This is a genomic window from Methylobacterium tardum, from assembly GCF_023546765.1.
In the GTDB taxonomy this organism is placed as follows: Bacteria; Pseudomonadota; Alphaproteobacteria; order Rhizobiales; family Beijerinckiaceae; genus Methylobacterium; species Methylobacterium tardum.
In genome coordinates this window covers 769,704-792,660 of the sequence record NZ_CP097484.1, presented here as the reverse complement: position 1 = coordinate 792,660, position 22,957 = coordinate 769,704, and the positions used below count along the sequence as shown (strand labels likewise).

16 protein-coding genes and 1 pseudogene are annotated in these 22,957 nt (G+C 70.9%); 8 read left to right on the top strand and 9 right to left on the bottom strand.

All coding sequences use genetic code 11. The annotated features are described in order from the left end of the window. Nucleotides 1–57 precede the first annotated feature (57 nt). From M6G65_RS03845 to M6G65_RS03830, 4 genes and pseudogenes are all read right to left on the bottom strand, one after another. Nucleotides 58–678, bottom strand: coding sequence for a GNAT family N-acetyltransferase (locus M6G65_RS03845; protein WP_238198949.1), 621 nt, complete (start codon nucleotides 676–678; stop codon nucleotides 58–60). 33 nt (nucleotides 679–711) lie between these two features. Next, entirely contained in the window at nucleotides 712–1,488 is a 777-nt protein-coding gene (locus tag M6G65_RS03840; protein ID WP_238198927.1) for a hypothetical protein, read from the bottom strand. Nucleotides 1,489–1,502: 14 nt separating this feature from the next. Beyond that, nucleotides 1,503–1,703 (bottom strand): hypothetical protein, encoded by a 201-nt coding sequence (locus M6G65_RS03835; RefSeq protein ID WP_192710985.1) that lies wholly within the window; start codon nucleotides 1,701–1,703, stop codon nucleotides 1,503–1,505. After that, a pseudogene (locus tag M6G65_RS03830) lies at nucleotides 1,700–2,748 on the bottom strand (hydantoinase/oxoprolinase family protein). The gene M6G65_RS03835 and the pseudogene M6G65_RS03830 overlap by 4 nt, the downstream one beginning before the upstream one ends. Here M6G65_RS03830 and M6G65_RS03825 point away from each other — a divergent pair. Both M6G65_RS03825 and leuD read left to right on the top strand, forming a co-directional pair. Next, nucleotides 2,749–3,489: a HisA/HisF-related TIM barrel protein gene (locus M6G65_RS03825; RefSeq protein WP_238198931.1), complete on the top strand. Its 741-nt coding sequence runs from the start codon at nucleotides 2,749–2,751 to the stop codon at nucleotides 3,487–3,489. It begins immediately after the preceding pseudogene. 69 nt (nucleotides 3,490–3,558) lie between these two features. After that, complete coding sequence (leuD, locus tag M6G65_RS03820; protein WP_238198933.1) at nucleotides 3,559–4,161, top strand: 3-isopropylmalate dehydratase small subunit; 603 nt, start codon at nucleotides 3,559–3,561, stop codon at nucleotides 4,159–4,161. 86 nt (nucleotides 4,162–4,247) lie between these two features. Here the strand turns inward: leuD and M6G65_RS03815 are convergent, their stop codons facing one another. Next, nucleotides 4,248–4,919: an O-methyltransferase gene (locus tag M6G65_RS03815; protein ID WP_250103595.1), complete on the bottom strand. Its 672-nt coding sequence runs from the start codon at nucleotides 4,917–4,919 to the stop codon at nucleotides 4,248–4,250. Nucleotides 4,920–5,012: 93 nt separating this feature from the next. Between M6G65_RS03815 and M6G65_RS03810 the strand changes: the two genes are divergently transcribed. From M6G65_RS03810 to M6G65_RS03795, 4 genes are all read left to right on the top strand, one after another. Then, a complete protein-coding gene (locus M6G65_RS03810; RefSeq protein ID WP_238198936.1) occupies nucleotides 5,013–5,666 on the top strand; it encodes a TetR/AcrR family transcriptional regulator in 654 nt (217 codons plus the stop codon). A 119-nt stretch (nucleotides 5,667–5,785) separates the two neighbouring features. Further along, nucleotides 5,786–7,000 carry a lytic murein transglycosylase gene (locus M6G65_RS03805; RefSeq protein ID WP_250103594.1) on the top strand — a complete coding sequence of 405 codons (1,215 nt, stop codon included), beginning with the start codon at nucleotides 5,786–5,788 and terminating at the stop codon, nucleotides 6,998–7,000. After that, complete coding sequence (locus M6G65_RS03800) at nucleotides 6,997–7,380, top strand: RidA family protein (RefSeq protein WP_250103593.1); 384 nt, start codon at nucleotides 6,997–6,999, stop codon at nucleotides 7,378–7,380. Before M6G65_RS03805 ends, M6G65_RS03800 begins: the two co-directional genes overlap by 4 nt. Before the next feature lie 252 nt (nucleotides 7,381–7,632). Then, nucleotides 7,633–9,276, top strand: coding sequence for a methyl-accepting chemotaxis protein (locus tag M6G65_RS03795; RefSeq protein WP_238198941.1), 1,644 nt, complete (start codon nucleotides 7,633–7,635; stop codon nucleotides 9,274–9,276). A gap of 113 nt (nucleotides 9,277–9,389) precedes the next feature. Here M6G65_RS03795 and rplS read toward each other — a convergent pair whose 3' ends face one another. The 3 genes from rplS to argB form a co-directional block, all read right to left on the bottom strand. After that, complete coding sequence (rplS, locus tag M6G65_RS03790; protein WP_192710976.1) at nucleotides 9,390–9,791, bottom strand: 50S ribosomal protein L19; 402 nt, start codon at nucleotides 9,789–9,791, stop codon at nucleotides 9,390–9,392. A 370-nt stretch (nucleotides 9,792–10,161) separates the two neighbouring features. After that, nucleotides 10,162–10,902, bottom strand: a complete 741-nt coding sequence (locus tag M6G65_RS03785) for a pyrimidine 5'-nucleotidase (RefSeq protein WP_192711042.1) — start codon at nucleotides 10,900–10,902, stop codon at nucleotides 10,162–10,164. Nucleotides 10,903–11,057: 155 nt separating this feature from the next. Beyond that, nucleotides 11,058–11,951, bottom strand: coding sequence for an acetylglutamate kinase (gene argB, locus M6G65_RS03780; RefSeq protein WP_250103592.1), 894 nt, complete (start codon nucleotides 11,949–11,951; stop codon nucleotides 11,058–11,060). Nucleotides 11,952–12,736: 785 nt separating this feature from the next. Between argB and M6G65_RS03775 the strand changes: the two genes are divergently transcribed. Continuing rightward, a complete protein-coding gene (locus M6G65_RS03775) occupies nucleotides 12,737–20,179 on the top strand; it encodes a type I polyketide synthase (RefSeq protein WP_250103591.1) in 7,443 nt (2,480 codons plus the stop codon). Beyond that, entirely contained in the window at nucleotides 20,176–21,543 is a 1,368-nt protein-coding gene (locus M6G65_RS03770; RefSeq protein ID WP_250103590.1) for an aminotransferase class I/II-fold pyridoxal phosphate-dependent enzyme, read from the top strand. Before M6G65_RS03775 ends, M6G65_RS03770 begins: the two co-directional genes overlap by 4 nt. 147 nt (nucleotides 21,544–21,690) lie before the next feature. Here the strand turns inward: M6G65_RS03770 and M6G65_RS03765 are convergent, their stop codons facing one another. Beyond that, a complete protein-coding gene (locus M6G65_RS03765) occupies nucleotides 21,691–22,875 on the bottom strand; it encodes a polysaccharide biosynthesis/export family protein (RefSeq protein WP_250103589.1) in 1,185 nt (394 codons plus the stop codon). Between the last annotated feature and the right edge of the window lie 82 nt (nucleotides 22,876–22,957).

Below are 22,957 nucleotides of genomic sequence, written 5' to 3'. Positions count from 1 at the left end.
CCAGACCCGCGGCCGCGAGGTCGCGGGTTTTTTCGTTTGCCGGGTCCCCGCGTCGTGTCAGCCGAGCAGCGGCACGTGCGGGGCGCAGTCCCGCGGCAGGGTCCCGTCAAGTCGCGGATCGGGCGCGATCTCGACATGGACGGCGAAGGGGTCGAAGCCCGAGCGCCGGTAGAAGGCGAGCGCGCCGGGATGGTCGAGGGTGCAGGTATGCACCCAGAACCGCGTGATCGGCCGCGCCCAGGCCCGGCTGATCGCCGTGTTCATCAGCGTGCGGCCGATCCCGGTCCCGACCAGAGACCCGATCAATCCGAGGAAGACGAGTTCGCAGGCGCCGGGCTGTCGGAAATCCAGTTCCAGCATGCCGAGATTTCGCCCGTCCTGGCGCAGCGCGAAGATCTCGACCTCCCGGTCGGCGAGGATCGCGGCGAGCGCGCCGTCCGCTAGGGTGAGCCGCGAGAACCAGAGCCAGTCGGCGCCGACGTCGCGGAACAGGGTCCGGTAGGTCTCCGGTTCGGGGCGGTCCAAGAGTTCGAGGCGGAGGCCGGACGGAAAAGGCCGCCCGGGACGCGGCGGCGGCGGGCGGAGCATCTCCAGGCTGGTGACGACGGTCGCGAGGTGGCCCGGCGGCACCACCGCGTAGCCCGGGGCGAGCGTCGGAATCCCGGTATCCGGCAGCATCATCACCTCCGCGGTCGCGTCGGCATGCCGCGATCACGCCGCCCGCGGACGCCGCCGCGCGAGCAGCCAGGGCAGCACGCAGGCGGCCGACGCCGCGATCGACACGGCATAGGCGGTAACCGGATCGACCCGCCCGAGCAGCAGGTGCACGCAGACATAGAAGGCCAGCACGCCGAAGGCGCCCTGAGCGCTGCCGCGCACCACGTCGAGCGCGGCCCCAACCCCGTCCTGCGCCCGGGCGAAGGCGATGAGCGGCCAGGAGATGATCGGGACCGGCGCGAGGACGCCGCTCAGGCCGGGGCCGAGATGCGGCGCGAGTCCCGAGACCAGCAGGACCAGGGAGGTGGCGGCCGCGAGCCGCGCCGGCATGTCCCAGCGCGGCGGCCGGGACCGGCGGGCCGGCGCCTCGGCGGCCGTCCGACTCAGGGCGACCGCCAGCGCCATCGCCGGCAGGTCGATCGCCGTGGCCAGCCACAGGCCGGGCTGGATCACGCCGTGCAGCAGGGCGCCCCCGAGGACGAAGGCCCCGAGGGCCAGAAGGATCGCCGCGACGGTGCCCATCCGCGGCGCGCAGAAGGCGTAGGCGAGATAGCTGGCCGTGACCGCGCCCAGCCCCTCGACCGAGCCGACGGCGGCGTCCGCGGCGAAGCGCTCGCTCTGCTCGGCGGCAAGGTAGATCGAGATCGGCGCCGAGGTGAGCGGCAATCCCGAGAGCAGGCCGCCCACGAGGCTGCCCCACCGACGCGCGGCCGACGAGACGGCCCACATCAGCGTCGGCGTGACGATGATCTTGGCGGCGATCAGGCTCATGGCGATCCGGACGGTCAGGCCGCCTCGGGCGGCCCGTCATCCTCCGGCTCGGCGGGCGAGTTGAGGATATCCTCCAACTCGTCGACCAGCCTGTCGATCTGGTCTTCGGTGGCGAGCACCTTCAGGACCTCGCCCGATTCCGACTCGACGGCGAGCTCGATATGCGGCCCGACCCGGGCCGTGAGGATCCGGGCCAGGATCTTGATGGCGCTCATGCGACTGTCTCCTCCGCGGCGATGAGGCCGACCGCAACCGCCGGCCCACAGGTCGAGATTCCGTCGCGGGCGCCGGCGATCCGGTCCCCCAGCAGCGACACCAGCAGGCTGGACGGCCGCCCGAGCCGCTCCGCCAGGCGCGGGCCCAGGAAGGCGCCGGCTCCGCAGAGGACCAGGGGCGCCTCCGGCGGCAGGTCGGGTCGGGTGAGCAGGAGCGCGGCGGCGTCGTGCAGCAGACGCAGCTGCGCCTCGGCGAAATGCGCGGCCAGCGCCGGCAGGCTGCGGCCTGGGCCTCCGCCCGATCACGGCCGACGATGCGCGCCAGCCGGGTCTCGCTCTCCGCCACCGACTTGCCCTTCCGGTCGCCGCTCGTCTGCTGGTCGGCCCCCTCGGGCAGCAGGCCGAGGATGCGGTAGACGTCCGCCATATGGGCGAAGGTCTCGGTCATCAGCCGGGTGCGTCGGCCCGCGAAGGGGGCGTGGTCGGCGAGCGCGATCACCGGCGTGCGCACGACCCCGGTGTAGACGAGTTCGCTGCTCTCCAGGCGCTCGGCGTCGCTGTACCCGGAGGCCGCCGGGCGGCCGCCGACGATGGGGATCAGGTCGGCGGTGGTGGAGCCGATATCGATGAGGAGCGCGTCCGGGGCGATTCGCCCGGTGAGCGCCGCGGTGGCGTGCCAATTGGCTGAGGCGATGTCGGCCGCCACATTCGCGGCCGCCTCTGGGCCGACGAAGCCGGAGCGGCCGGCATAGATCCGCACGGCGCCGGTCAGGTGCGCCCCGGCCCAGCCGGAGAGCGCCGCGACGCCGTCCCGCCGGTCCGCGAAGCAATCCGTCAGCTCGCCGGTCATGGTGACCGCGTGCGCGGCCTCGCCGCGCGCCCAGTCCGGCAGGGCCGCGAGCGCCGGGTTGAGAGCCGGCACTCCCTGCCAGAGCGGGCACGGGACCTGCGCGGCGGCCAGGACCCGGCCGTCCTCGACCAGCGCGGCCTTGACGTGGACCCCGCCGAGGTCCCACCCGATCGTCTTTGGGAATGGTGAGCGCATATGAACGCGACGAGCGCCTCGACGGACCACAGGATCGGGCGCCCCGGCTTTGCGGTGATCCCGGTGCTCGATCTCCGGGGCGGCCGCGTGGTGCGGGCGCGCCGCGGCGAGCGCTCCTCCTATGCCCCGATCGAGACGCCCTTGGCAAAGGGATCCGCGCCCGACGCGGTGGCGCGCGGGCTCCTCAACGCCTGGCCCGCCACCCTCCTCTACGTCGCCGATCTCGACGCCATCATCGACGGGGCCGCGCCCGATCTCCGGGCGCTGGAATCCATCGCCCGCGCCTGCCCGGGCGTCGGCCTGTGGGTGGATGCCGGCTTCGCCGCGGCTGCGGGCGTGGAGGCGTTCCTGGCCGCCGGCCTGGGCCGGCCGGTGATCGGCAGCGAGAGCCAGTCGGATCCCGGCCTGGTGAGGCGGCTGGGTGACCGGGCGGTGTTCTCCCTCGACACACGCGGCGCGGAGCGGCTCGGCCCGGCGGCGCTCCACGACGACCCCTCGCTCTGGCCGCCGGAGGTGATCGCCATGACCCTCGCCCAGGTCGGGGCCGGCGCCGGGCCGGACGTCGCGACCCTCGGCGCTCTGCGGGTCCGGGCGCCGGATCGCCGCCTCTACGCGGCCGGCGGCGTGCGCGGCCCGGACGACCTGCGGGCCCTCCGCGATGCGGGGCTGGCCGGGGCGCTGGTCGCCTCCGCGCTCCACGACGGCACCCTGTCCCGGGCCGCGGCCCCGGACCTGGCGTGATGCTTCCGGCCGGCGCCGGGGGCTGCTAAACCGTCGCCACGAAGAGCCACCGTCACGGGCCGTCACACGATGGAAAAGTTCACGATCCTGGAGGGCGTTGCGGCGCCCATGCGGACGATCAACGTCGACACCGACCGGATCATCCCGGCCAAGTACCTCAAGACGATCAAGCGGACCGGGCTCGGCAAGAGCCTGTTCGCCGAGATGCGCTACCGCGAGGACGGCTCGGAGAATCCGGATTTCGTGCTCAATCAGCCCGCCTACCGGAATGCCAAGATCCTGGTGGTCGGCGACAATTTCGGCTGCGGCTCGTCGCGGGAGCACGCCCCCTGGGCGCTCGCCGATTTCGGCATCCGCTGCGTGATCTCCACGAGCTTCGCCGACATCTTCTTCAACAACTGCGCCAAGAACGGCATCCTGGCGATCGTCGTGTCGCCCGAGGACCTAGAGAAGCTGTTCGAGGACGCCGAGCGCGGCGCGAACGCGACCCTGACGGTCGACCTGGAGGCCCAGACCATCAAGGGGCCGGACGGCGGCAAGCTGCATTTCGACATCGATGCCGGCCGACGGCACAACCTGCTGAACGGGCTCGACGAGATCGGCCTGACTTTGGAGCGCGCCTCGGCGATCGACGCCTACGAGCAGAAGCTCGCCCAGCGGGAATGGGCCTGACCGGCCCGAACTCTCCGGGACACCGGACGGCGGCCGCCGCGTGCCGAGGCGGCCGTCCATCAGCCCCCGAGGCGGGGTCGTAGCGTTCAGCCGAGCCGCATCGACAGCTCGACATCCTCGGCGAACGGGACGGACAGGTAGCCGCTGGTCGGTGCGCGCACCCGGGCCAGGTAGTCGGGACTGTCATTCGCGTTGTCGGCGACGACGAGGCCGCCCGGCCGGAGACGACGCTCCACGAGACTGAGGATCTCGGGATAGAGCCCCTTGGCGCCGTCGAGCAGCAGCAGGTCGACCGTGTCCGGCAGGTCGAGGCTCAGCATCTGGAGGGCGTCCCCTTCACGAAACTCGGCGAGATCTGCGAGACCGGCGGCGGTCAGGTTCGCCTGCGCCCGGACCACCTTGGACGGCTCGAATTCGCAGGTGATCAGCCGGCCTCCACCGTTGTCCCGCAGGGCTGCGGCGAGGTGGAGCGTCGAGAGGCCGAAGGAGGTGCCGAACTCGACGATCGTGCGGGCGCGGCATCCGCGCGCCAGCAGGTAGAGCAGCCGCCCGGTCTCGCGGGAGACCGCGAGCGGCATGTCCTTGAGACGGCCGTAGAAGTCACGGTAGCCGGTCTTGCTGCCCATCAGCCGCGCCCGCTCGTCCGGGGAAAGATCGGCGATGGCCGTCAACGGTGAGGATGCCTCGGCTTGCGCGAAGAGACTGTCCAACACCGTCGAGACAGGCGGCTCGGCGAGGGTTGAGATCTGACGTGACATGGTCTGTTGCTTTCCGTCTTGGCGTTCGTCTGAACAAGACGCAGAGTACGGGCGCGCCCTGACCCTCGCTATTCGCGTTCCGAGCCCCGCCCCATGGCTGACCGTCCAAGTCTCGGTATTTCCAAGCGAAAACAGCCCCGGCAGGCCCGCTCCAGCGACCTCGTTTCGGCCATCCTGCAGGCGGCCGCTCAGGTTTTGGCGCAGGTCGGGACCCGGGGCTTCACCACCGCGCGCGTCGCCGAGCGCGCGGGTGTCAGCATCGGCTCGCTCTACCAGTACTTCCCCAACAAGGCGGCGATCCTGTTCCAGCTGCAGAGCGATGAATGGCGGGACACCTCTGCGCGGCTCGCCGCCATCCTGGAGACTCGCGGCACGCCGCCGGGCGAGCGGCTGCGCGCCGCCGTGCACGCGTTCGTGCGCTCGGAATGCGAGGAGGCGGCCATGCGTCGGGCGCTCGACGATGCGGCGCCGGATTATCGGGACGCGCCGGAGGCCGCGGAGCCGCAGCTGGCCGGCTCGCGAGTCTTCCGGGATTTCCTGCGCGAGGCGCTCCCCGGCACGGCCGAGCCGGACCGGCTCCGGGCGGGTGAGATCATCGCCATGACCCTGGGCGAGGTCGGCGAGCGCATCTCGGAGCAGGCCTGCACGGAAGAGACTCTGCAGGATTATGCCGATGCGCTGGCTGACATGCTCTGCGCCTATCTGGAGCGGCTCCGGCGCGACGATCCGGCCGCCGCTCCGGGCTGAGCGCGGTGCGCCGAGCGCGCTCACGGCCGCGGTGATGCTGCCCGGTCACACGCTTCGTTAACCCTCATGTCGCCTGAATCCGCGCCCAGACTCCGCCCCGCATCGTGAGGATTGCCAGAATGCCGAAGCACCCGACGGGACCGAGACTGGCGCGCGCGCTCGGGCTGCTCGCCGGCATCGCGGCCCTGCCGCTGGCGAGCCTGCCGGCATGGGCGGATTTCGACAGCTGCCTCGCCGGCATCCAGTCCCAGGCGGCCGGGGCCGGTGTCTCGGCGCAGACGTTCCGGGCCGCCACGAGCGGCATCAGCTACGACGACAAGGTGATCGAGCTGTCCCAGGCGCAGCCCGAGTTCAAGACACCGATCTGGGACTACATGGCGGCGCTGGTCGACGACGAGCGGGTCGAGGACGGGCGCGCGGCCATGCGCCAGAACGCGGCGGCTCTGGCCCAGGCCGAGGTTCGCTACGGGGTCGACCGCTACACGATCGCGGCGGTCTGGGGCGTCGAATCGAATTTCGGCAAGAACCTCGGCAAGATGCCGCTGGTGCAGTCGCTGGCGACGCTGGCCTGCTCGAACAACCGCCGCCGGGACTTCTTCCGCGGCGAGCTGATCGCCACCCTCCGGATCATCGAGCGCGGCGACATCGCGACGGAGCGGCTGACCGGCTCCTGGGCCGGCGCCTTCGGCCAGACCCAGTTCATGCCCACCACCTATCACCGCCTCGCCGTGGACGGTGACGGTGACGGCCGGCGCGACGTCGCCGATTCGGTCGCCGACGCCGTCGCCTCCACCGCCAACTTCCTGCACGTCGCCAAGTGGCAGCACGGCCAGGTCTGGGGCTACGAGGTGAAGCTGCCCCGCGGCTTCAACGTCGGCGCCGCCGGGCGCAAGAACAAGAAGCCGGTCGGCCACTGGGCGTCGCTGGGCGTCACCCGAGCGGATGGCCGCCCGCTCTCGGGCGACGGTCCCGCCGGGATCATCGCGCCCGCCGGCATCGACGGCCCGGCCTTCCTGGTGACGAAGAACTTCGACGCGATCTACTCGTACAACGCCGCCGAATCCTACGGCCTCGCCATCGCGGTCCTGTCCGACCGGCTGCGCGGCAAGGCCGGCGTCCAGGCGGCGTGGCCGACCGACGATCCGCCCCTGTCGCGGGCCGAGCGGCGCGATCTCCAGACCCGGCTGGCCGCCCGCGGCTACGATGTCGGCGAGCCGGACGGCAAGGTCGGCCAGAAGACCCGGGATGCCATCAAGGACGTGGAGCGCCGCCTCGGCATGACCCCGACCGGCCGGCCCGGCGGCAAGGTGCTGGAAGCCCTGCGCGGCGGATGAGCCGACGGCTGATCACGTCGGGCTCGCCGTTCGAGCGGGATTACGGCTATTCCCGGGCGGTCGCCGACGGCGACACCGTCTACCTGTCCGGGACGACCGGCTACGACTACGCCACGATGACGATGCCGGAGGGCGCCGCCGCGCAGGCCGAGGCTTGCTGGCGGACGATCCGGGACGTCCTGGCAGAGGCCGGATCCAGCCTCAGTGGCGTCGTGCGCGCCACCTACTACGTCACAGACCGGAACGATGCCGAGGCGGTGCTGGCGGTCTGCGGCCGGGTGCTGGCCGATGTTCGACCGGCCGCCACGATCGTGATCGTGGCCGGATTGCTGCGCCCCGAGATGCGCGTCGAGATCGAGGTCACCGCGCGGATCGGGTAGCGGTGTTCGGATCCGGATCGCGCCGGCGGTGAAGCCCGGCGCGCCGTTCCGCCGGGCCGCACCGGCATCCGGCCAACCGGCCCGATTGACCCCAGAGACCCCAATCTGCCAACGATCCCGTGCCGGAGGCCCCCGATGTCGGGCCAGTCCACGGGTCCGTTCGCGTGCTGCGGTCGCTCGACGATGCGGTGATCTCAGGTTCCGCTTCCAGGATTCGTAAAGTTCTGGAAGAAGAGTCTGTCGCGCCGGATCATGGCGCAAATTGTACTCACCGGATTGGTTGTTGCACTTATCGGGGCTGCCGGTCTGCGACTGTGCTACCGGGAAATGCTGTCCGAGCGGCTGCAATCGCTGCGCGCCATCACGGAGCTGTTCACCACCTACGCGCAGAGTCTCGAGACCCGGGTGAGGAACGGTGCGCTGACCCGGGAGGCGGCCCTCTCGGAGCTTGCCGAGACCGCCATGGCCAAGCGCTTCGGTGGCGCCACCAACTACGTCGCCATCTACGCGATGGACGGCACGGCCCTGGCGGTTCCCGACCGCAGACTTGTCGGCAGCAATCAGCTGGACACGCGGGTTAACGGTGTCCGCGTAGCCGGGACGCTGATCGACCAGCTGAGGACGTCCGAAACGGCTGTGACGACGTATCGATACGCCCGGCCCGGACGTGAGGGCCTGTACCCGAAGACCACATTCGCCGTCAGGTTCGAGCCCTGGAACATCATGATCGCCGCGGGAACCTACACCTACGACATCAAGGCCGCCTTCCTCTCGCTCGCGTTCGCGGCGATCGGCCTCCTCCTCGGCGTCGGCGCCCTCGGGGTTGTCGGCTTGGTCCTAATCGGGCGCAGCATCACGCGCGCCCTCGACCAGCTCGGTCGCCGCATGCAGACCCTCGCCGGCGGGGATGTCGCCGGTCCGGTCTCCGGACTCAACCGGATGGACGAGATCGGCCAGATGGCCGACGCCGTCGAGGTGTTCCGCCAGGCGCTGATCGATAAGGCCGAGCTCGACCGGGCGGCTGTGCGCGCGGCGGGGGCCGAGGCCCGGCATGCGCAGATCCTCGGCGACCTGACCCAGGCGTTCGAGACCCAGGCCGGAATCCTGATGACGGATGTCGCGGCGGCCACGGAGATGCAGGCGGCCGCCGATGCGATGACGCGGACCGCGTCGCACACGAGCGCGCGGGCCGCGCGCGTGGCGGAGGCCGCGCAGGAGACGGCCGGAAGCGTTCAGAGCGTCGCCGCCGCCACCAAGGAGATAGCGGTCACCATCCAGGAGATTTCCGGGCAGATGGCGCAATCCTCGGCCCGGACGGCGCAGGCAGCGACCGAGGCACAGCGCACGAACGCCCTCGTGGGTGACCTCGCGGACGAGGCCGAGCAGATCGGCGCGGTCGCCAGCCTGATCGCCGACATCGCCCGTCAGACCAACCTGCTGGCGCTCAACGCCACAATCGAGGCGGCCCGGGCCGGCGAGGCGGGCCGGGGCTTCGCGGTCGTGGCGGCCGAGGTCAAGGCGCTGGCCGAACAGACCGCTTCCGCCACCGAGGAGATCGCGGCGCGGATCGGCGCGGTTCAGGCCTCGACCCGGCAGGCCGTTGACGCGATCCAGGGGATCGGCCGGACCGTGGACACAGTGAGCAGGCTCGCGACGACGGTCGCGGTCGCGATCGAGCAGCAGGGCGCGACCACCGAGGAGATCGTGCGCAGCGTCGCGCGGGCCGCGGAGGGCACCGAGGCGGTCACCGGCAACATCGCCGACGTGTCGAAGGGGGCCGAGGAGACGGGCGGCGCGGCCGAGCAGGTGCTCGGCACCGCACGCGGCATGGCGCGCAAGTCCGAGCAGCTCTCCGCCGAGATCCAGCGGTTCCTCGACGGCATCCGAGCGGCCTGAGGGCCGCGTATCAGCAGACGAGCACGACGATCGGCCATGAAAAAACCGGCCCGGCTGAGCCGGACCGGTCTGAAAACAGGGTCACCGCTTGTTGGAGCGGGCGCCCGGACAGCTTACTCGGCGGCGGCGGGCGCCCCGGCCGGCGTGTCCTTGGCCTTGTAGCGATCGGTCCGCTCGACGATACGGGCCGACTTCCCGCGGCGGTCGCGTAGGTAGTACAGCTTGGCGCGGCGCACCTTGCCGCGGCGGGCCACCTTGATCGAGTCGATCATCGGCGAATGCACCGGGAAGACGCGCTCGACGCCCTCACCGTAAGAGATCTTGCGAACCGTGAAGCTCTCGTTGAGGCCACCGCCCGAGCGGGCAATGCAGACGCCCTCGTAGGCCTGAACGCGGGTGCGCTCGCCTTCCTTGACGCGGACGTTGACGATGAGCGTGTCGCCCGGCTCGAAATCCGGGATGGTCTTGGCGAGGCGCGCGACTTCCTCGCGCTCCAGCTGCTCGATGATGTTCATGGCATAGCTCCGGCCGTCGCGCCGTTTCGCCCCTCATGGGCGATCGGCGCCAGGATTTCGGCGATCCTGTTGTGAGTTGGCCGGCTCTCTACAGGATCGTCGCCGGCTTGTCGATTGGGTCGCGGGCGCGATCGGCCGGCGGGGTCATGGTGATGATCCCGCCCCGTCATTCCGGGGCGCCGAAGGCGAGCCCGGAATCCAGAACCGCTTGTGGTGCGAGGCTTGAGCGCCTTGGCGGCTCTGGATTCCGGGCTCCGCTGCGCGGCCCCGGAATGACGGGGCGGGATCGTCGCGCTAGCCCTTCTCCGCAGAACAGAATTGAGATTCTCTCGTCATGGAGAGGCGAAAATTCTAGGACGTCCTCCCCACCCTATGCCGGCTTCACGCCGGCCTCGGGCAGCACACAGGCGGACAGGAAGGCCGCGAGGTCGTCGGTGATGTGATCGATATGCGCGTCGCGAACCGCTTCCTGCTCGAACGCCTCGCGGTAGGGATCGGCGATCTTCGGGACCACCAGCACGGTCGCCATGCCGAGGTCATGCGGCACGGCGAGGTTGCGGGCGATGTCCTCGAACAGGGCGGCGCGGGTCGGTTCGACCCCGTGAGTCCGGAGGAACCGCTCGTAGGTCGAGCGCTCCGGCTTCGGGACGAAATCGGCGGCGGCGATGTCGAACACGTCCTCGAAATGGTCGAGGATGCCGAGCTTGGACGCGACGTTCTCGGCGTGTCGGCGCGACCCGTTGGTGAGGATCAGCTTGCGCCCCGGCAGCCGCTCGATCGCGTCACCGAGATCCGGGTCGAGCTTGATCGTCGAGTGATCGATGTCATGGGCGAAGTCGAGGAACTCGTGGGGATCGACCCCGGCCTCGACCATCAGCGCCTTCAGGGTCGTGCCGTAGCGGTGATAGAAGTGCTTCTGCAGGGCGCGGGCCGAGATCCCGTCGAGCCCGTAGAGCTTCATGACGTAGAGCGTGATCCGCTCGTCGACCTGCGGCCAGACCCGGGCGTCGCTCGGATAGAGCGTGTTGTCGAGGTCGAACACCCAGGTGTCGACATCTGCGAACCCGCGCGCCGCGGCGGTGGTGAACTGGGCCTTGTCGGGGTGGTGCACCGGATCCCTTTGGCTCGTGGTCCCCTGTGGACAAGTCTGGACCGAGACGGTCAAGCTCGCAAGGCCGGCCTGCACGAGGCCGGTCCGGGGCACGACAATGCGCCGGCAAGGCGGAAGTTGCCGCCCCGCCGATGGGACCCGTCCCGGTGCGGCGCTCAGCCCCGCCGGATCAGGGTGCCGGCGCCGTAATCGGTGAACAGCTCCAGCAGCACCGCGTGGTTGACCTTGCCGTCGAGGATGACGACCGCCTCTACGCCCCGCTCGATCGCGTACATGCAGGTCTCGATCTTCGGGATCATCCCGCCGGTGATGGTGCCGTCGGCGATCAGGCGGCGGCAATCCTCCACGGTCAGCTCGGGAATCAGCTTCTTGTCCTTGTCGAGCACGCCCGGAACGTCGGTGAGCAGCAGCAGGCGCTTGGCCCGGAGCGCCCCCGCGATGGCGCCCGCGAAGGTGTCGGCGTTGACGTTGTAGGTCTGCCCGTCCGCCCCGTAGGCGACGGGCGCCAGGACCGGGATCAGCTCGGCCTTCAGGACGGCGTCGAGGACGCCGCGCTCCACGTGATCCGGCTCGCCGACGAGGCCCAGATCGACGGTCTGCTCCACATGGCTCTCGGGATCGGCGACGGTCTTCATCGCCCGCTTGGCCCGGACCATGTTGCCGTCCTTGCCGCACAGGCCGACCGCCCGGCCGCCCTCGGCGGAGATCCAGCCGACGATCTGCTTGTTGATCAGGCCGGCCAGGACCATTTCGACCACCTCGACGGTGGCCTCGTCGGTGACGCGCAGGCCGCCGCGGAACTCCGACTGGATGCCGAGCCGGTCGAGCATCTTGCCAATCTGGGGTCCGCCGCCGTGCACGACGATCGGCTTCAGCCCGGATTGCTCCAGCAGGACGATGTCCTCGGCGAAATCCTCGGCGGCGGCCCGGTCGCCCATGGCGTGGCCGCCATACTTGATCACCACGATCTCCTGGTCGTAGCGCTGCATGTGGGGCAGCGCCTGAGCCAGGACCTCGGCGCGCACGTGCACGTTCGGCAATTCGGTCATCGCAGTCCTTCGCCGATCCTCGGGTCGGGTCCTCGGGGGCGGGGCGCTTCTACAGGAAGCCGCCCGCGCTGCGAAGCGGCATCGGAGCGGTGCGCACGCCAAGCGGGCGCGGGGCGTGTGCCGTCAATAAACGGTCATCCAACAGGTTGTTGCATCCGGGCGCCAGCCCGGACGTGATCCAAACGCGGTCGGGTTGCATCGTCGCGGCACTCGGACCATGCTGCGTTGCAGCAAGCCGCTGGGCGGGCTACCGGGAGGGCCGGATGCGGAGTGCGATCATCGAGGCCGGCTCTGTCGGCGCGATCCCGGAGGCAGGCTCGGCCGATTCCGGCGGTCCCCAGAGCGCCGCGAACCGGGCATCCACATGTTGCTGCGTCGGGCGAAGGGAAGAGCGCCGGGCGGAGGCAGCGTCTTGATCATCGCCGCCGCGCTCCGGGTGCCGGCATCCTCAGGTCCGGATCTCGCCGGCCCGGAGAAGATGTCTTCGGCAAACCGGCGCGCCGCACGTAGACGGGGTCCGGCCGGCGCGGCGCAACTGTGGCTTTCTGATGATCGTCCCAGCGTTACGACAGCCGGTCGAGTCATCCAATCTTGGCATTGTGGCCGCGGGAATTGGATAAGCTGCTGATGAATACATGTCACAGCCTCCGGCAATTTCGCCGCGCAGGGATGACCTCGCGTTGGGGCTGGTTGGACACCGCAATGGTGCCACAGTAAGGGGTGAGAGGGTACTCACTCGTCGAGAGCCGAGCCGACTTCCGATAACGAGCGTGTGCGAACCGAACGTGACACAACGTACAGACATTGCGATCGTCGGACGCGCATGCCGACTGCCCGGGGCCCCCAGCGTCGATGGGCTGTGGTCACTCCTGTCCGAAGGACGCTGCGCCGTCAGCAAGGTGCCGGCCGACCGGTTCTCCCTGGAGCGGTTCGCCCACCCACGCGCCCATGAGCGCGGCAAGAGCTACACCTGGGCGGCCGGTATCATCGGCGACGTGTGGTCGTTCGATCCGGCGGTGTTCGGCATCTCGCCCCGCGAGGCCGAGCAGATGGATCCGCAGCAACGGATGCTGCTGGAGCTGACCTGGGAAGCCCTTGAGGATGCGGGCCTGCGCCCGTCGAGCGTGGCCGGCAGCAATATCGGCGTGTTCGTCGGTGCCTCGTCGCTCGATTACGGCAACCTGCGCATCCTCGATGCGCCGTCGGGCGACGCCTACGCGGCGACCGGCAACACGCTCTCCATCATCTCGAACCGCATCTCGTACATCTTCGATCTGAAGGGCCCGAGCTTCACCGTCGACACGGCGTGCTCGTCCTCGCTCGTCGCCTTCGACAACGCCGTCCAGGCGATCCGCTCCGGCCGTGTGGACACCGCCGTCGTCGCCGGCGTCAACGTGCTGGCGAGCCCGTTCAACTTCATCTGCTTCTCGACCGCGCAGATGCTCTCGCGCACCGGCCTGTGCCAGGCGTTCTCCAAGAACGCCGACGGCTACGTGCGCTCGGAGGGCGGCGTGGTGTTCGTGCTGCAATCGGCCGAGGCCGCGCGGCGCAACGGCGCCACGGTCCGCGCCATGGTGGCGGCCTCGGGGATCAACTCCGACGGGCGCACCACCGGCATCTCCCTCCCCTCGGGCTACGCCCAGGGTGCCCTGCTGGAGAAGGTCTATCGCGAGGCCGAGATCCGGCTCGACGACCTCGCCTTCATGGAGGCGCACGGCACCGGCACGCCGGTGGGCGACCCGATCGAGGCCTCGGCCATCGGCTCGAAACTCGGCCGCGGCCGGCAGGCGCCGCTGCCGATCGGCTCGATCAAGACCAATATCGGCCATACCGAGCCGGTCTCGGGCCTCGCCGGCCTGATGAAGGCGACGCTGGCGCTGGAGCACGACCTCGTGCCGCCGTCGCTGCACGCGGCCGAGCTGAATCCCGAGATCCCGTTCGACGAGCTCAACCTGCACGTGGTGCGGGAGGCCATGCCGATCGGCCGCGGTTCGCGCGAGCGCTTCGCGGGTGTGAATTCCTTCGGCTTCGGCGGCACCAACGCCCACGTCGTCATCACCGACGCCCCCGCCTGGGCGAAACCGCCCGAATCGGCTCCCGAATCGTCCGCACAGGTGCTGCTGCTCTCGGCCCAGAGCCGGGCCGCGCTGAACGAGCTCGCCCTCGACTACGCCGAGCGCCTCGAGGCCGAGCCCGCGCAGGCCGCCGCCATGGCGGCCGCTGTCGCGCATCGCCGCGAGCGCATGCCGGCTCGCCTCGCCGTCGCGCTGGACGGCAAGGCCGACGTGGTCGCGGCCCTGCGCGCCGTCGGCGAGGGCGAGGATACCCAGGACGCCTTCACCGGCACCGCGGTCGACCGGGTCGCCGAGGTCGCCTTCGTCTACTCGGGCAACGGCAGCCAGTGGGCCGGCATGGGCCGCGAGGCCTACGAGGAGAACGCGGCCTTCCGCGCGGCCTTCGACCGGATCGACACGTTGTTCCAGGGCTATTCGGACTGGTCGCTGAAGGACGCGCTCTACGCCGACGATCTCGGCGAGCGCCTGGTCCTGACCAGCGTCTCGCAGCCGCTGATCTTCGCCATCGAGAGCGCCTCCACGGCCGCCCTCAAGGCCAAGGGCCTGATCCCGTCCTACGTCCTCGGCCACAGCGTCGGCGAGATCGCAGCCGCCGAGGCCGCCGGGATCCTGAGCCTGGAGGACGCGGTCCGGGTCATCTACTACCGCAGCCACCACCAGGAAACGACGCACGGCCAGGGCACCATGGCGGTGCTGCTGATGCCGTCCGAGGAGGTCGAGACCTTCCTCAAGGATTACCCGACCCTCGACATCGCCGCCTACAACAGCCCGAAGGCCGTCACCGTCGCGGGCCCGGTGGCCGATATCGACGCCGCCCTCAAGGCCCTGTCGCGCAAGCGCCGCCGCGGGCGCAAGCTCGACCTCGCCTACGCCTTCCACGGAAGGCTGATGGACCCGACCGAGAAGCCGCTGCTGCGCGACCTCGCCGGGCTCAAGGCCCAGGCCGGCACCACCGCGATGGTCTCGACCGTCACCGGCTCGGTGCTGGACGGCAGCCATTTCGGCGCCGGCTACTGGTGGCGCAACATTCGCGAGCCGGTGCGCTTCTCCGAGGCCGTGCAGGACGCCACCCGCCGCGGCGCCCGCGTCTTCGTCGAGGTCGGCCCTCGCGCGACCCTGATGTCCCATGTCGGCGACGCGGTCGAGCCGCTCGGCATCGAGACCGCAACGGTCGGCGTGATGCACCGCAAGGCCTCCGGCGGCGATCCGATCGCCAAGGCGGTCAGCGCCGCCCTGGTCCAGGGCGCGCAGGTCGGCGAGACTTTGCTGTTCGGCGACGCGCCGAAGGGCGACGTGCGCCTGCCGACCTATCCGTGGCAGCGCCGGCCGTTCCGCCTCGCCGACACCACCGAGGGCGTGGGCGCCATGAGCCCCCGCCCCTACCACCCGCTGATCGGGTCGCGCACCACCTTCGACGGCCTGGAGTGGAACGGCTTCGTCGATCCGGCGACCGTGCCCGAGCTGGAAGACCACAAGGTCGACGGCCAGGTGATCATGCCCGGCGCCGGCTTCGTCGAGATGGCGCTGTCCTGCGTCCGCGAGGCCCTGCGCGACGACGAGGTCGTGCTGGCCGATTTCGAGATCGTCGCGCCGATGGTCTTCACCGAGGACGCCCTGCGCGAGGTCGCGGTGCGTCTGTCGGGCTCCGGCAACGGCATCCAGGTGCTGAGCCGACCGCGCCTGACCCAGACGCCCTGGCAGCTCCATGCCCAGGCCAAGATCGTCGAGGGCACCTTCTCGGCCCCGAAGACCCCGGACCTCGACGGCTTCAGCTTCGAGACCGCGGGTGAGCACGTGCTCTCCGGCGATGCGCTCTACGCCAAGGCCCTCGCCTCCGGGCTCGCCTTCGGGCCGAGCTTCCAGCAGGTCGCCATGAGCGCCCGGCTGGACGACGCCACCATCGTGTCCGATCTGCTGCCGGCCGCGCCCGACAGCCGCTACGCCCTGGTGCCGAACCGGCTCGACGCCTGCTTCCACGGGCTGATCCTGCTGTTCGCCGACCTGCTCGGGGAGAACGGCGGCAAGGCCTACATCCCGGTGCGCTTCGGCGAGGTCCGGCTTTTGCGCCCCGGCGCGGTGATCGCCCGCTCGATCATCCGCACCCGCCGCTGCAACGAGCGCTCGATCCTGGCCGACTTCACGCTCCTCGACGCCGAGGGCGCTGTGGTCGCCACGATCCGCGAGGGCCGGTTCCAGGCCCTGCGCGCCAAGAACGGCGGCGACCTCGCGGCCTTCGCGATCTCGCAGGTCCCGGAACTCGCCACCGAGCCGACCGCGATCCCGATGGAGCGCCGGCCGACCGTGGCCGCGCGGCTGCGTCCGCTCGCTGCCGAGGCAAAGGGGCCGTCCGATGCAGCCCTGTCGCCGGGTCACCTCCTGCTGGAGGGCTGGGCCACGTCGCTCGCCTACCGCCTCGCCTCCGGGCTTGCGCAGGGCGAGACCGTCTCGGTCACCGACAGCCGCGTGCCGGAGGCTCTGCGCCCCTGGCTGCTGAACGCCCTCTACGCCCTCGAGAGCAGCGGCCTCGCCGAGCGCGCCGGCCAGAACTGGACGCTGGGCGACGGCTCCGCCCTGCCGGCGCCCGACGAGATCATGCGCTGGATCGCGGGTGACCACCCGGATCTCTCGGCCGAGCTGGTGCTGATCGCCGATGTCGGAGCCCTGGTCGACCGGCTGCTCGCCGGGAAGCTGACCGACGCGCCGGCCCTGCCGCAGGGGGCGATCGACGCCTTCGTGCTGCGCTCCGCCACCGCGCGCCACGGCGCCGACGTGGTCGCCGGCCTGATCGAGCGGAGCCATGCCCAGCTTCCGAAGGAGCGGGCGCTTCGGGTTCTGCAGGTCGGGTTCGGCCCGCTCTCGGCGCAGACCGCGAGTTTCGCGGCCGCCGCCGAGGCCCGGCTCACGGTCTTCGAGACCGACCGCAGGCTCGCCGAGCGCGCCCGCCTGTCCCTCGGCCGTGCTGCGGCCGTGGTCGAGACCGCCGAGGAGCTCGCTCCGGCAAGCTTCGACCTGATCCTGGCGTCCGGCAGCCTGCACCGCGGCGACCGCGCCCTGCCGGGCCAGCTCGCCGGAGCGCTCGCCACCGGCGGCCTGCTGGTGGCCGTGGAGCCGGGGGCTTCCCTGTTCCGCGACCTCGTGTTCGGCCTCACGGCCGGCTGGTTCGAGGAGGCCGCAGGCGGCCTGCCCGTGGGCCGGCTTGAGGATATCGAGGGCTGGCAGCGGACGCTCAGCGCCCACGGCCTGGTCAAGGTCGAGGTCGAGCGCGCGGCCTCCGCCAACGGCGACGACCTGCTGCTGACCGCCGAGGCGCCGGTGCGTCCGGGCCCGGCCCCGGCGCAGAGCTTCGCCTTCGTCATCGGTTCGGACGACGAGTTCGCGGCCGAGACCGCCTCCTCCTTGGCGACCCTGCTGGTCGCGGGTGGCGTGCACGTCTCGATCATCCTCGACTCCGAGACCTCGCTGATGGAGCTGGAGAAGGAGACCCCCGACACGGTGGTGTTCCTGGCCGGCGCCTTCACCCGCGGCGGCGAGGCGGCCGAGCGGCTGCGCGACCGCTGCCTCAGCCTCAAGCGCTGCTCCGAGCATCTCGGCACCCGTCAGACCCGCCTCTGGGTCGTGGCGCCGGGGGCGACCCGCGATCGCGGCGGCCAGACCACCAATATCGAGGCCGGCGTGTGGGCCTTCTCCCGCACGCTCGCCAACGAGGCCCCGAACCTCGACGTCCGGCGCATCGACCTCTCCCCCGAGATGTCGTCGAAGCGTGCCTCCGAGCGCCTGCGCGACCTCATCCTCTCCGGTACTCCGGAGACCGAGATCGTGCTGGACGACGAGCGGACGCAGGTCGTGCGCTTCCACGCCGGCCGGCCGCAGCACCGGGATCCGGCGGACGCCGTCCCGGCCGAGGCCGCGCGGCTCGAGCGCAGCAACACGGGCGGCCTGAGCGAGATGGTCTGGGGTCCGGCCGAGCGCCGCGCCCCCGGCAAGGGCGAGATGGAGATCGCCGTCGAGGCCACCGGCCTCAACTTCCGCGACGTGCTCTGGGCGCTCTCGATGCTCCCCGAGGAGATCCTGGAGGACGGCTTCGCCGGTCCGCGCCTCGGACTTGAGTGCGCCGGCCGCGTCACGGCCGTCGGCCCGGGCGTGAAGGGCTTCAAGGTCGGCGACCCGGTCGTCGCCTTCGCCCAGTCGGGCTTCGCGACCCACATCGTGGTGCCGGACCTCGTCGTCGCGCCGATGCCGCAGGGCCTCGACCCGATGGCGGCCGCCACCGTGCCGGTGGCCTTCCTCACCGCCTATTACGGCCTCGTCTCCTGCGCCCGGATGCGGCGCGGCGAGTGGGTGCTGGTCCATGGCGGCGCGGGCGGCGTCGGCCTCGCGGCCCTGCAGATCGCCAAGCTCAAGGGTGCGCGGGTCATCGCCACCGCGGGCTCGCGCGAGAAGCGGGCGCTCGTGAAGGCGCTGGGCGCCGAGCACGTGCTCGACTCCCGCTCCCTCGCCTTCGTGGACGAGGTCCGGGCGATCACCGGCGACGGCGTCGACATCGTGCTGAACAGCCTGTTCGGCGAGGCGATGGAGCGCTCGCTCAACGCGCTCCGGCCGTTCGGCCGCTTCGTCGAGCTGGGCAAGCGCGACTACGTCGCCAACACCCATATCGGCCTGCGCCCGTTCCGGCGGAACCTCAGCTACTTCGGCGTCGACCTGGACCAGGTGATTCAGCACCAGGGCGACGACGGCGCGCGGATGTTCCGCGAGGTCATGGCGCTGTTCAACGACGGCGGCCTGAAGCCCCTGCCGTACCAGCCCTTCACGGCGGCCGAGACCTCGGACGCGTTCCGGCTGATGCAGCAGTCCGGCCACATCGGTAAGATCGTGATCAGCCCGCCCAAGGCCGGCACGATCATGAAGGACACGGCCCGGCCGTTCACGGTCTCGGCCGAGGGTGTCCACCTGCTGACCGGCGGCCTCGGCGGCTTCGGCCTGGAGGCGGCGCGGTGGCTGATCGACCGGGGTGCCAAGCACCTCGTGCTCGCCGGTCGCAAGGGCGCGGCCACCGACGAGGCCAAGGCGATCGTCGCGGAGCTCACCGCGCGGGGCGTGACCGTCGAGGCCAAGGCCGTCGACATCACCAGCCGCGCCTCGGTGGACCGGCTCATCGCCGGGATCGAGCAGGGCGGCAAGAAGCTGGCCGGCGTGCTCCACGCGGCGGCGGTGCTCCAGGACGGCCTGATCTCCAACATCGACGCCGCGGCGCTCGATGCGGTGATCGGCCCGAAGGTGGTCGGCGCGCAGCACCTCGATGCCGCGACCCGCGACCGGAGTCTGGACTACTTCGTCCTGTTCTCCTCGGCGACGACCTTCATCGGCAACCCGGGCCAGGGCTCCTACGTGGCCGCCAACGGCTTCATGGAGGGCCTCGCGCGGCAGCGTCGCCGCCGTGGCCTGCCCGCTCTGGCGGTGGCCTGGGGCGCGATCGGCAATGTCGGCATGCTCGCCCGCAACAAGGCGGTCATGGAAGGCCTCGCCGGCCGCGTCGGCGTCACGCCGATGGAGGCCCGCCGCTGCCTCGACCTAATGGCCGAGGCGCTGGGCAGCCAGGGCGCGTCCCCCGACGAGGCCGTCATCGCCATCGCGGCGATGCATTGGGGCAAGGCGCGCGAGCGTCTCGCCACCATGCGCTCGCCGAGCTACGCCGAACTCGGGTCGGACCAGCAGGCCGAGGCCGGCGGTGTTCAGGCGATCAACATCGCGGCGCTCCTCAAGGGCGGCGACCTCGACGTGGTCCGCAAGACCGTGTCGGACGCGATCGTCGAGGACATCGCCCGCATCCTGCGGTTGCCGAAGGACGACATCAGCCGCGTGCGCCAGCTCTCGGAGATCGGCCTCGACTCGCTGATGGGCGTCGAACTCGGCGCCAGCCTGCAGGAGCGCTTCGCCCTCGACGCGCCGCCCGCGGGCCTGTCCTCGGGCATGACCGTCAACGAGCTGTCGGAGTCCTTAATTCAGGCGGTTTCCGCGCCCATGGACGAGGCAGCCGGCGTCGCGATGAGCCTTGTCTCGAAGCATGTCGGCGGTGAGGTCGATGCGCAGATGATCGCGCCGCTCAAGGAACTCATCGAGCAGACGTCCAGCGGAATCAAAGAGACCAACTCATGACCGATACGGCACGGCCGGACGGCGGGCGCGCGGCGCTCGCCGGCTTCGTGACCAACCGGCTCGGGCGCGCCACGCCGCGCCCGGCCCCCGTCAAGACGGCCTCCCCGGCCGGCAAGTCGGCGGCGCAGAACTTCGAGAACCTGCCGGGCTACCGTGAGCTGAAGCTCCAGCGCCAGGCGGCCGATCTGATCGGCCTGGGCAACCCGTTCTTCCGCGTCCACGACGCCAAGGCCGGGGCCACGACGCGGATCGACCAGAAGAGCTTCACCAACTTCTCGTCCTACGATTACCTCGGCCTGAACGGCCACCCGCGGGTGAGCAACGCCGCCCGGGAGGCGATCGAGGCCTACGGCACCTCCGCGTCGGCGAGCCGTGTCGTGGCGGGCGAGCGGCCCGGGCACATCAGCCTTGAGCAGGCGCTGGCCGAGCACTACCAGTCCGAGGGCTGCGTGGTGATGGTGAGCGGGCACGCCACCAACGTCACGACGATCGGCGCCCTCCTGGAAGCGGGCGACGTGATCTTCCACGACGCGCTGTCCCACAACAGCATCGTCACCGGCGCCCAGCTCTCGGGCGCGCAACGGCGCTCCTTCGCCCATAACGACCTCGACGCCCTGGAGACCCTGCTCCAGTCGACCCGCCACGAGCACCGCCGGGCGCTGATCGTGGTCGAGGGGCTCTACAGCATGGACGGCGACGCGCCGGACCTCGCCGGGCTCGTCGCCCTCAAGAAGCGCTACGACGCGTGGCTGATGGTCGGCGAGGCGCACGGCCTCGGCGTCACCGGCCGCACCGGCGCGGGCCTGTTCGAGCATTGCGGTGTTGACCCCAAGGAGGTCGACATCTGGATGGGCACGCTGTCGAAGACGCTCTCGACCTGCGGCGGCTACATCTGTGGCCCGATCGCGCTGATCGAGTACCTGAAGCACTCGGCCGGCGGCTTCGTCTACAGCGTCGGCATGTCGCCGCCGCTCGCCGCTGCCGCCGAGGCAGCGCTCGCCGTGATGCATGCCGAGCCGGAGCGGGTCGAGCGCCTGCGCCAGAACGGCACGCTGTTCCTAGCGACCGCCAAGAAGCTCGGCCTCGACACCGGCTTCAGCCTGGGTCTCGCGGTGGTGCCGATCATCGTCGGCGACTCGCTGAAGGCCGTCACCCTGTCGGATCGGCTGTTCCGCCGGGGCATCAACGTCCAGCCGATCATCCACCCGGCGGTGCCGGAGCGAGCCTCGCGCCTGCGCTTCTTCCTGACCTCCGAGCACACCCCCGACCAGATCCGCGACACCGTGAACGCGGTCGCCGAGGAGCTGGCGGCGATCGACAAGGGCGGTTCGCTGATCGAGCAGCTGCTCGCCAAGCGGGTCTGAACGCAGCCGGGGCCTCCGGCCCCGGAACGTGACGGATACCGAACGGTCGGCGAAAACCGAAAACGGGCGCAGATCCTATCCGCGCCCGTTTTCGCATTCGGTGGATTACGGGTCCGGCGGCGCCGGCCACGTGGCCGGCGCCGCATGTTACTTCGCGTAGAAGTACGCGGTCGATAGCGACGAGATCGGCCCGGTGACGCCGCTGAAGGCGGTGAGCACTTTGGAGACCTCGGTGAACGGCGCGTTCGAGACGTAGATGAGGTCGCGGTTGCGCATCCGGAACGCCTGGGAGACGAACAGGCTGTTGGGGTCGCGCATGTCGATCCGATAGACCACTGGCACGAGCGGCGTGCCGAGCAGCTTCGAGCCCGGGCTGAGCCGGCGCACGACGCTGGCCGGCTCGAAGCGGAAGATGAACGTGCCGGCCGGGTCGGCGGCGAAGTCCGACAGGCCGCGCGCCTTGGCGAGCGCCTGCGCCAGGGTGATGCCATCGGCCTGGAACGGCAGCTCGGTGCTGTTGCCGAGGGCGCCGACCGCGATGAAGGTCTGCGGATCGCGCACCAGCGTGAGCACGTCGTTGGGCCGCAGGTAGATGTTCTCCTTGGGGTTGGACACCACCGTGGTCAGCGGCACCGTGGCGGTGACCGGCCCGCGCGACAGCCGCACGAAGGTCTCGTTGACCGGCGCGCGGTTGCCGCCGGCGGCGGCGATGACGTCGAGGATTCGGTCGCCGTGGCCCGAGAGCGGCAGGCGGGCGCCGGCCGCGCCCTCGCCGGTGACGGTCACGGCCTGGCTGATCGGCCGGGTGACCGAGACCAGCACCTGCGGCTGGATGGCTTTGCCGGCGAGTTCGGTCTCGATCAGCGCCTGGACGTCCTGGGTGCGGCGGCCGGCGACCTTGATGCGGCCGGCATAGGGCACCGAGATGGCGCCGTCGCGCCCGACCGGCTGCTCGGGGATGAGGGCGGACTTGGAGCCGGCCGAGAACCGGTCGGCGACCAGCGGGCCGGAGAACAGGCCGCCGGAGCCGGCTTCCCAGACCGAGACCGAGACCATGTCGCCGATGCCGATGACCGGCTCGGTCGAGGGGCGGTGATCGCCGAACGAGGCGAGCAGGCTGTCCAGCGGCCGGCCGCGCAGGGCCTCGACCACGCTCGGGGTGACGTCGATGATCTCGTAGCGCGCCAGCAGGCCGCCGTCGGCGGTCGCCACCTCCGACCCCGCCTGGATCGCGCTCGCCGTCGGACCCGCCGCGGGCAGGTACGTGCAGCCGCCGATCGATCCCGCCGCCAGTGCGGCCATCAAGGCGGTGCGCGTCGTCTTACGCAGCATCACAGAGACTTCTCCTCGCCGAACCTCCTGCCATCGCTGGCATGGGTCGGGACATCCAGTTTGACCGCCAAACGCTGCGATC

What these genes read in the sequence shown, in the direction of transcription:
- M6G65_RS03845 (WP_238198949.1), bottom strand. Translation starts at nt 678, where the DNA reads ATGCTGCCGGATACCGGGATTCCGACGCTCGCCCCGGGCTACGCGGTG.
- M6G65_RS03840 (WP_238198927.1), bottom strand. Translation starts at nt 1,488, where the DNA reads ATGAGCCTGATCGCCGCCAAGATCATCGTCACGCCGACGCTGATGTGG.
- M6G65_RS03835 (WP_192710985.1), bottom strand. Translation starts at nt 1,703, where the DNA reads ATGAGCGCCATCAAGATCCTGGCCCGGATCCTCACGGCCCGGGTCGGG.
- M6G65_RS03825 (WP_238198931.1), top strand. Translation starts at nt 2,749, where the DNA reads ATGAACGCGACGAGCGCCTCGACGGACCACAGGATCGGGCGCCCCGGC.
- leuD (WP_238198933.1), top strand. Translation starts at nt 3,559, where the DNA reads ATGGAAAAGTTCACGATCCTGGAGGGCGTTGCGGCGCCCATGCGGACG.
- M6G65_RS03815 (WP_250103595.1), bottom strand. Translation starts at nt 4,919, where the DNA reads ATGTCACGTCAGATCTCAACCCTCGCCGAGCCGCCTGTCTCGACGGTG.
- M6G65_RS03810 (WP_238198936.1), top strand. Translation starts at nt 5,013, where the DNA reads ATGGCTGACCGTCCAAGTCTCGGTATTTCCAAGCGAAAACAGCCCCGG.
- M6G65_RS03805 (WP_250103594.1), top strand. Translation starts at nt 5,786, where the DNA reads ATGCCGAAGCACCCGACGGGACCGAGACTGGCGCGCGCGCTCGGGCTG.
- M6G65_RS03800 (WP_250103593.1), top strand. Translation starts at nt 6,997, where the DNA reads ATGAGCCGACGGCTGATCACGTCGGGCTCGCCGTTCGAGCGGGATTAC.
- M6G65_RS03795 (WP_238198941.1), top strand. Translation starts at nt 7,633, where the DNA reads ATGGCGCAAATTGTACTCACCGGATTGGTTGTTGCACTTATCGGGGCT.
- rplS (WP_192710976.1), bottom strand. Translation starts at nt 9,791, where the DNA reads ATGAACATCATCGAGCAGCTGGAGCGCGAGGAAGTCGCGCGCCTCGCC.
- argB (WP_250103592.1), bottom strand. Translation starts at nt 11,951, where the DNA reads ATGACCGAATTGCCGAACGTGCACGTGCGCGCCGAGGTCCTGGCTCAG.
- M6G65_RS03770 (WP_250103590.1), top strand. Translation starts at nt 20,176, where the DNA reads ATGACCGATACGGCACGGCCGGACGGCGGGCGCGCGGCGCTCGCCGGC.
- M6G65_RS03765 (WP_250103589.1), bottom strand. Translation starts at nt 22,875, where the DNA reads ATGCTGCGTAAGACGACGCGCACCGCCTTGATGGCCGCACTGGCGGCG.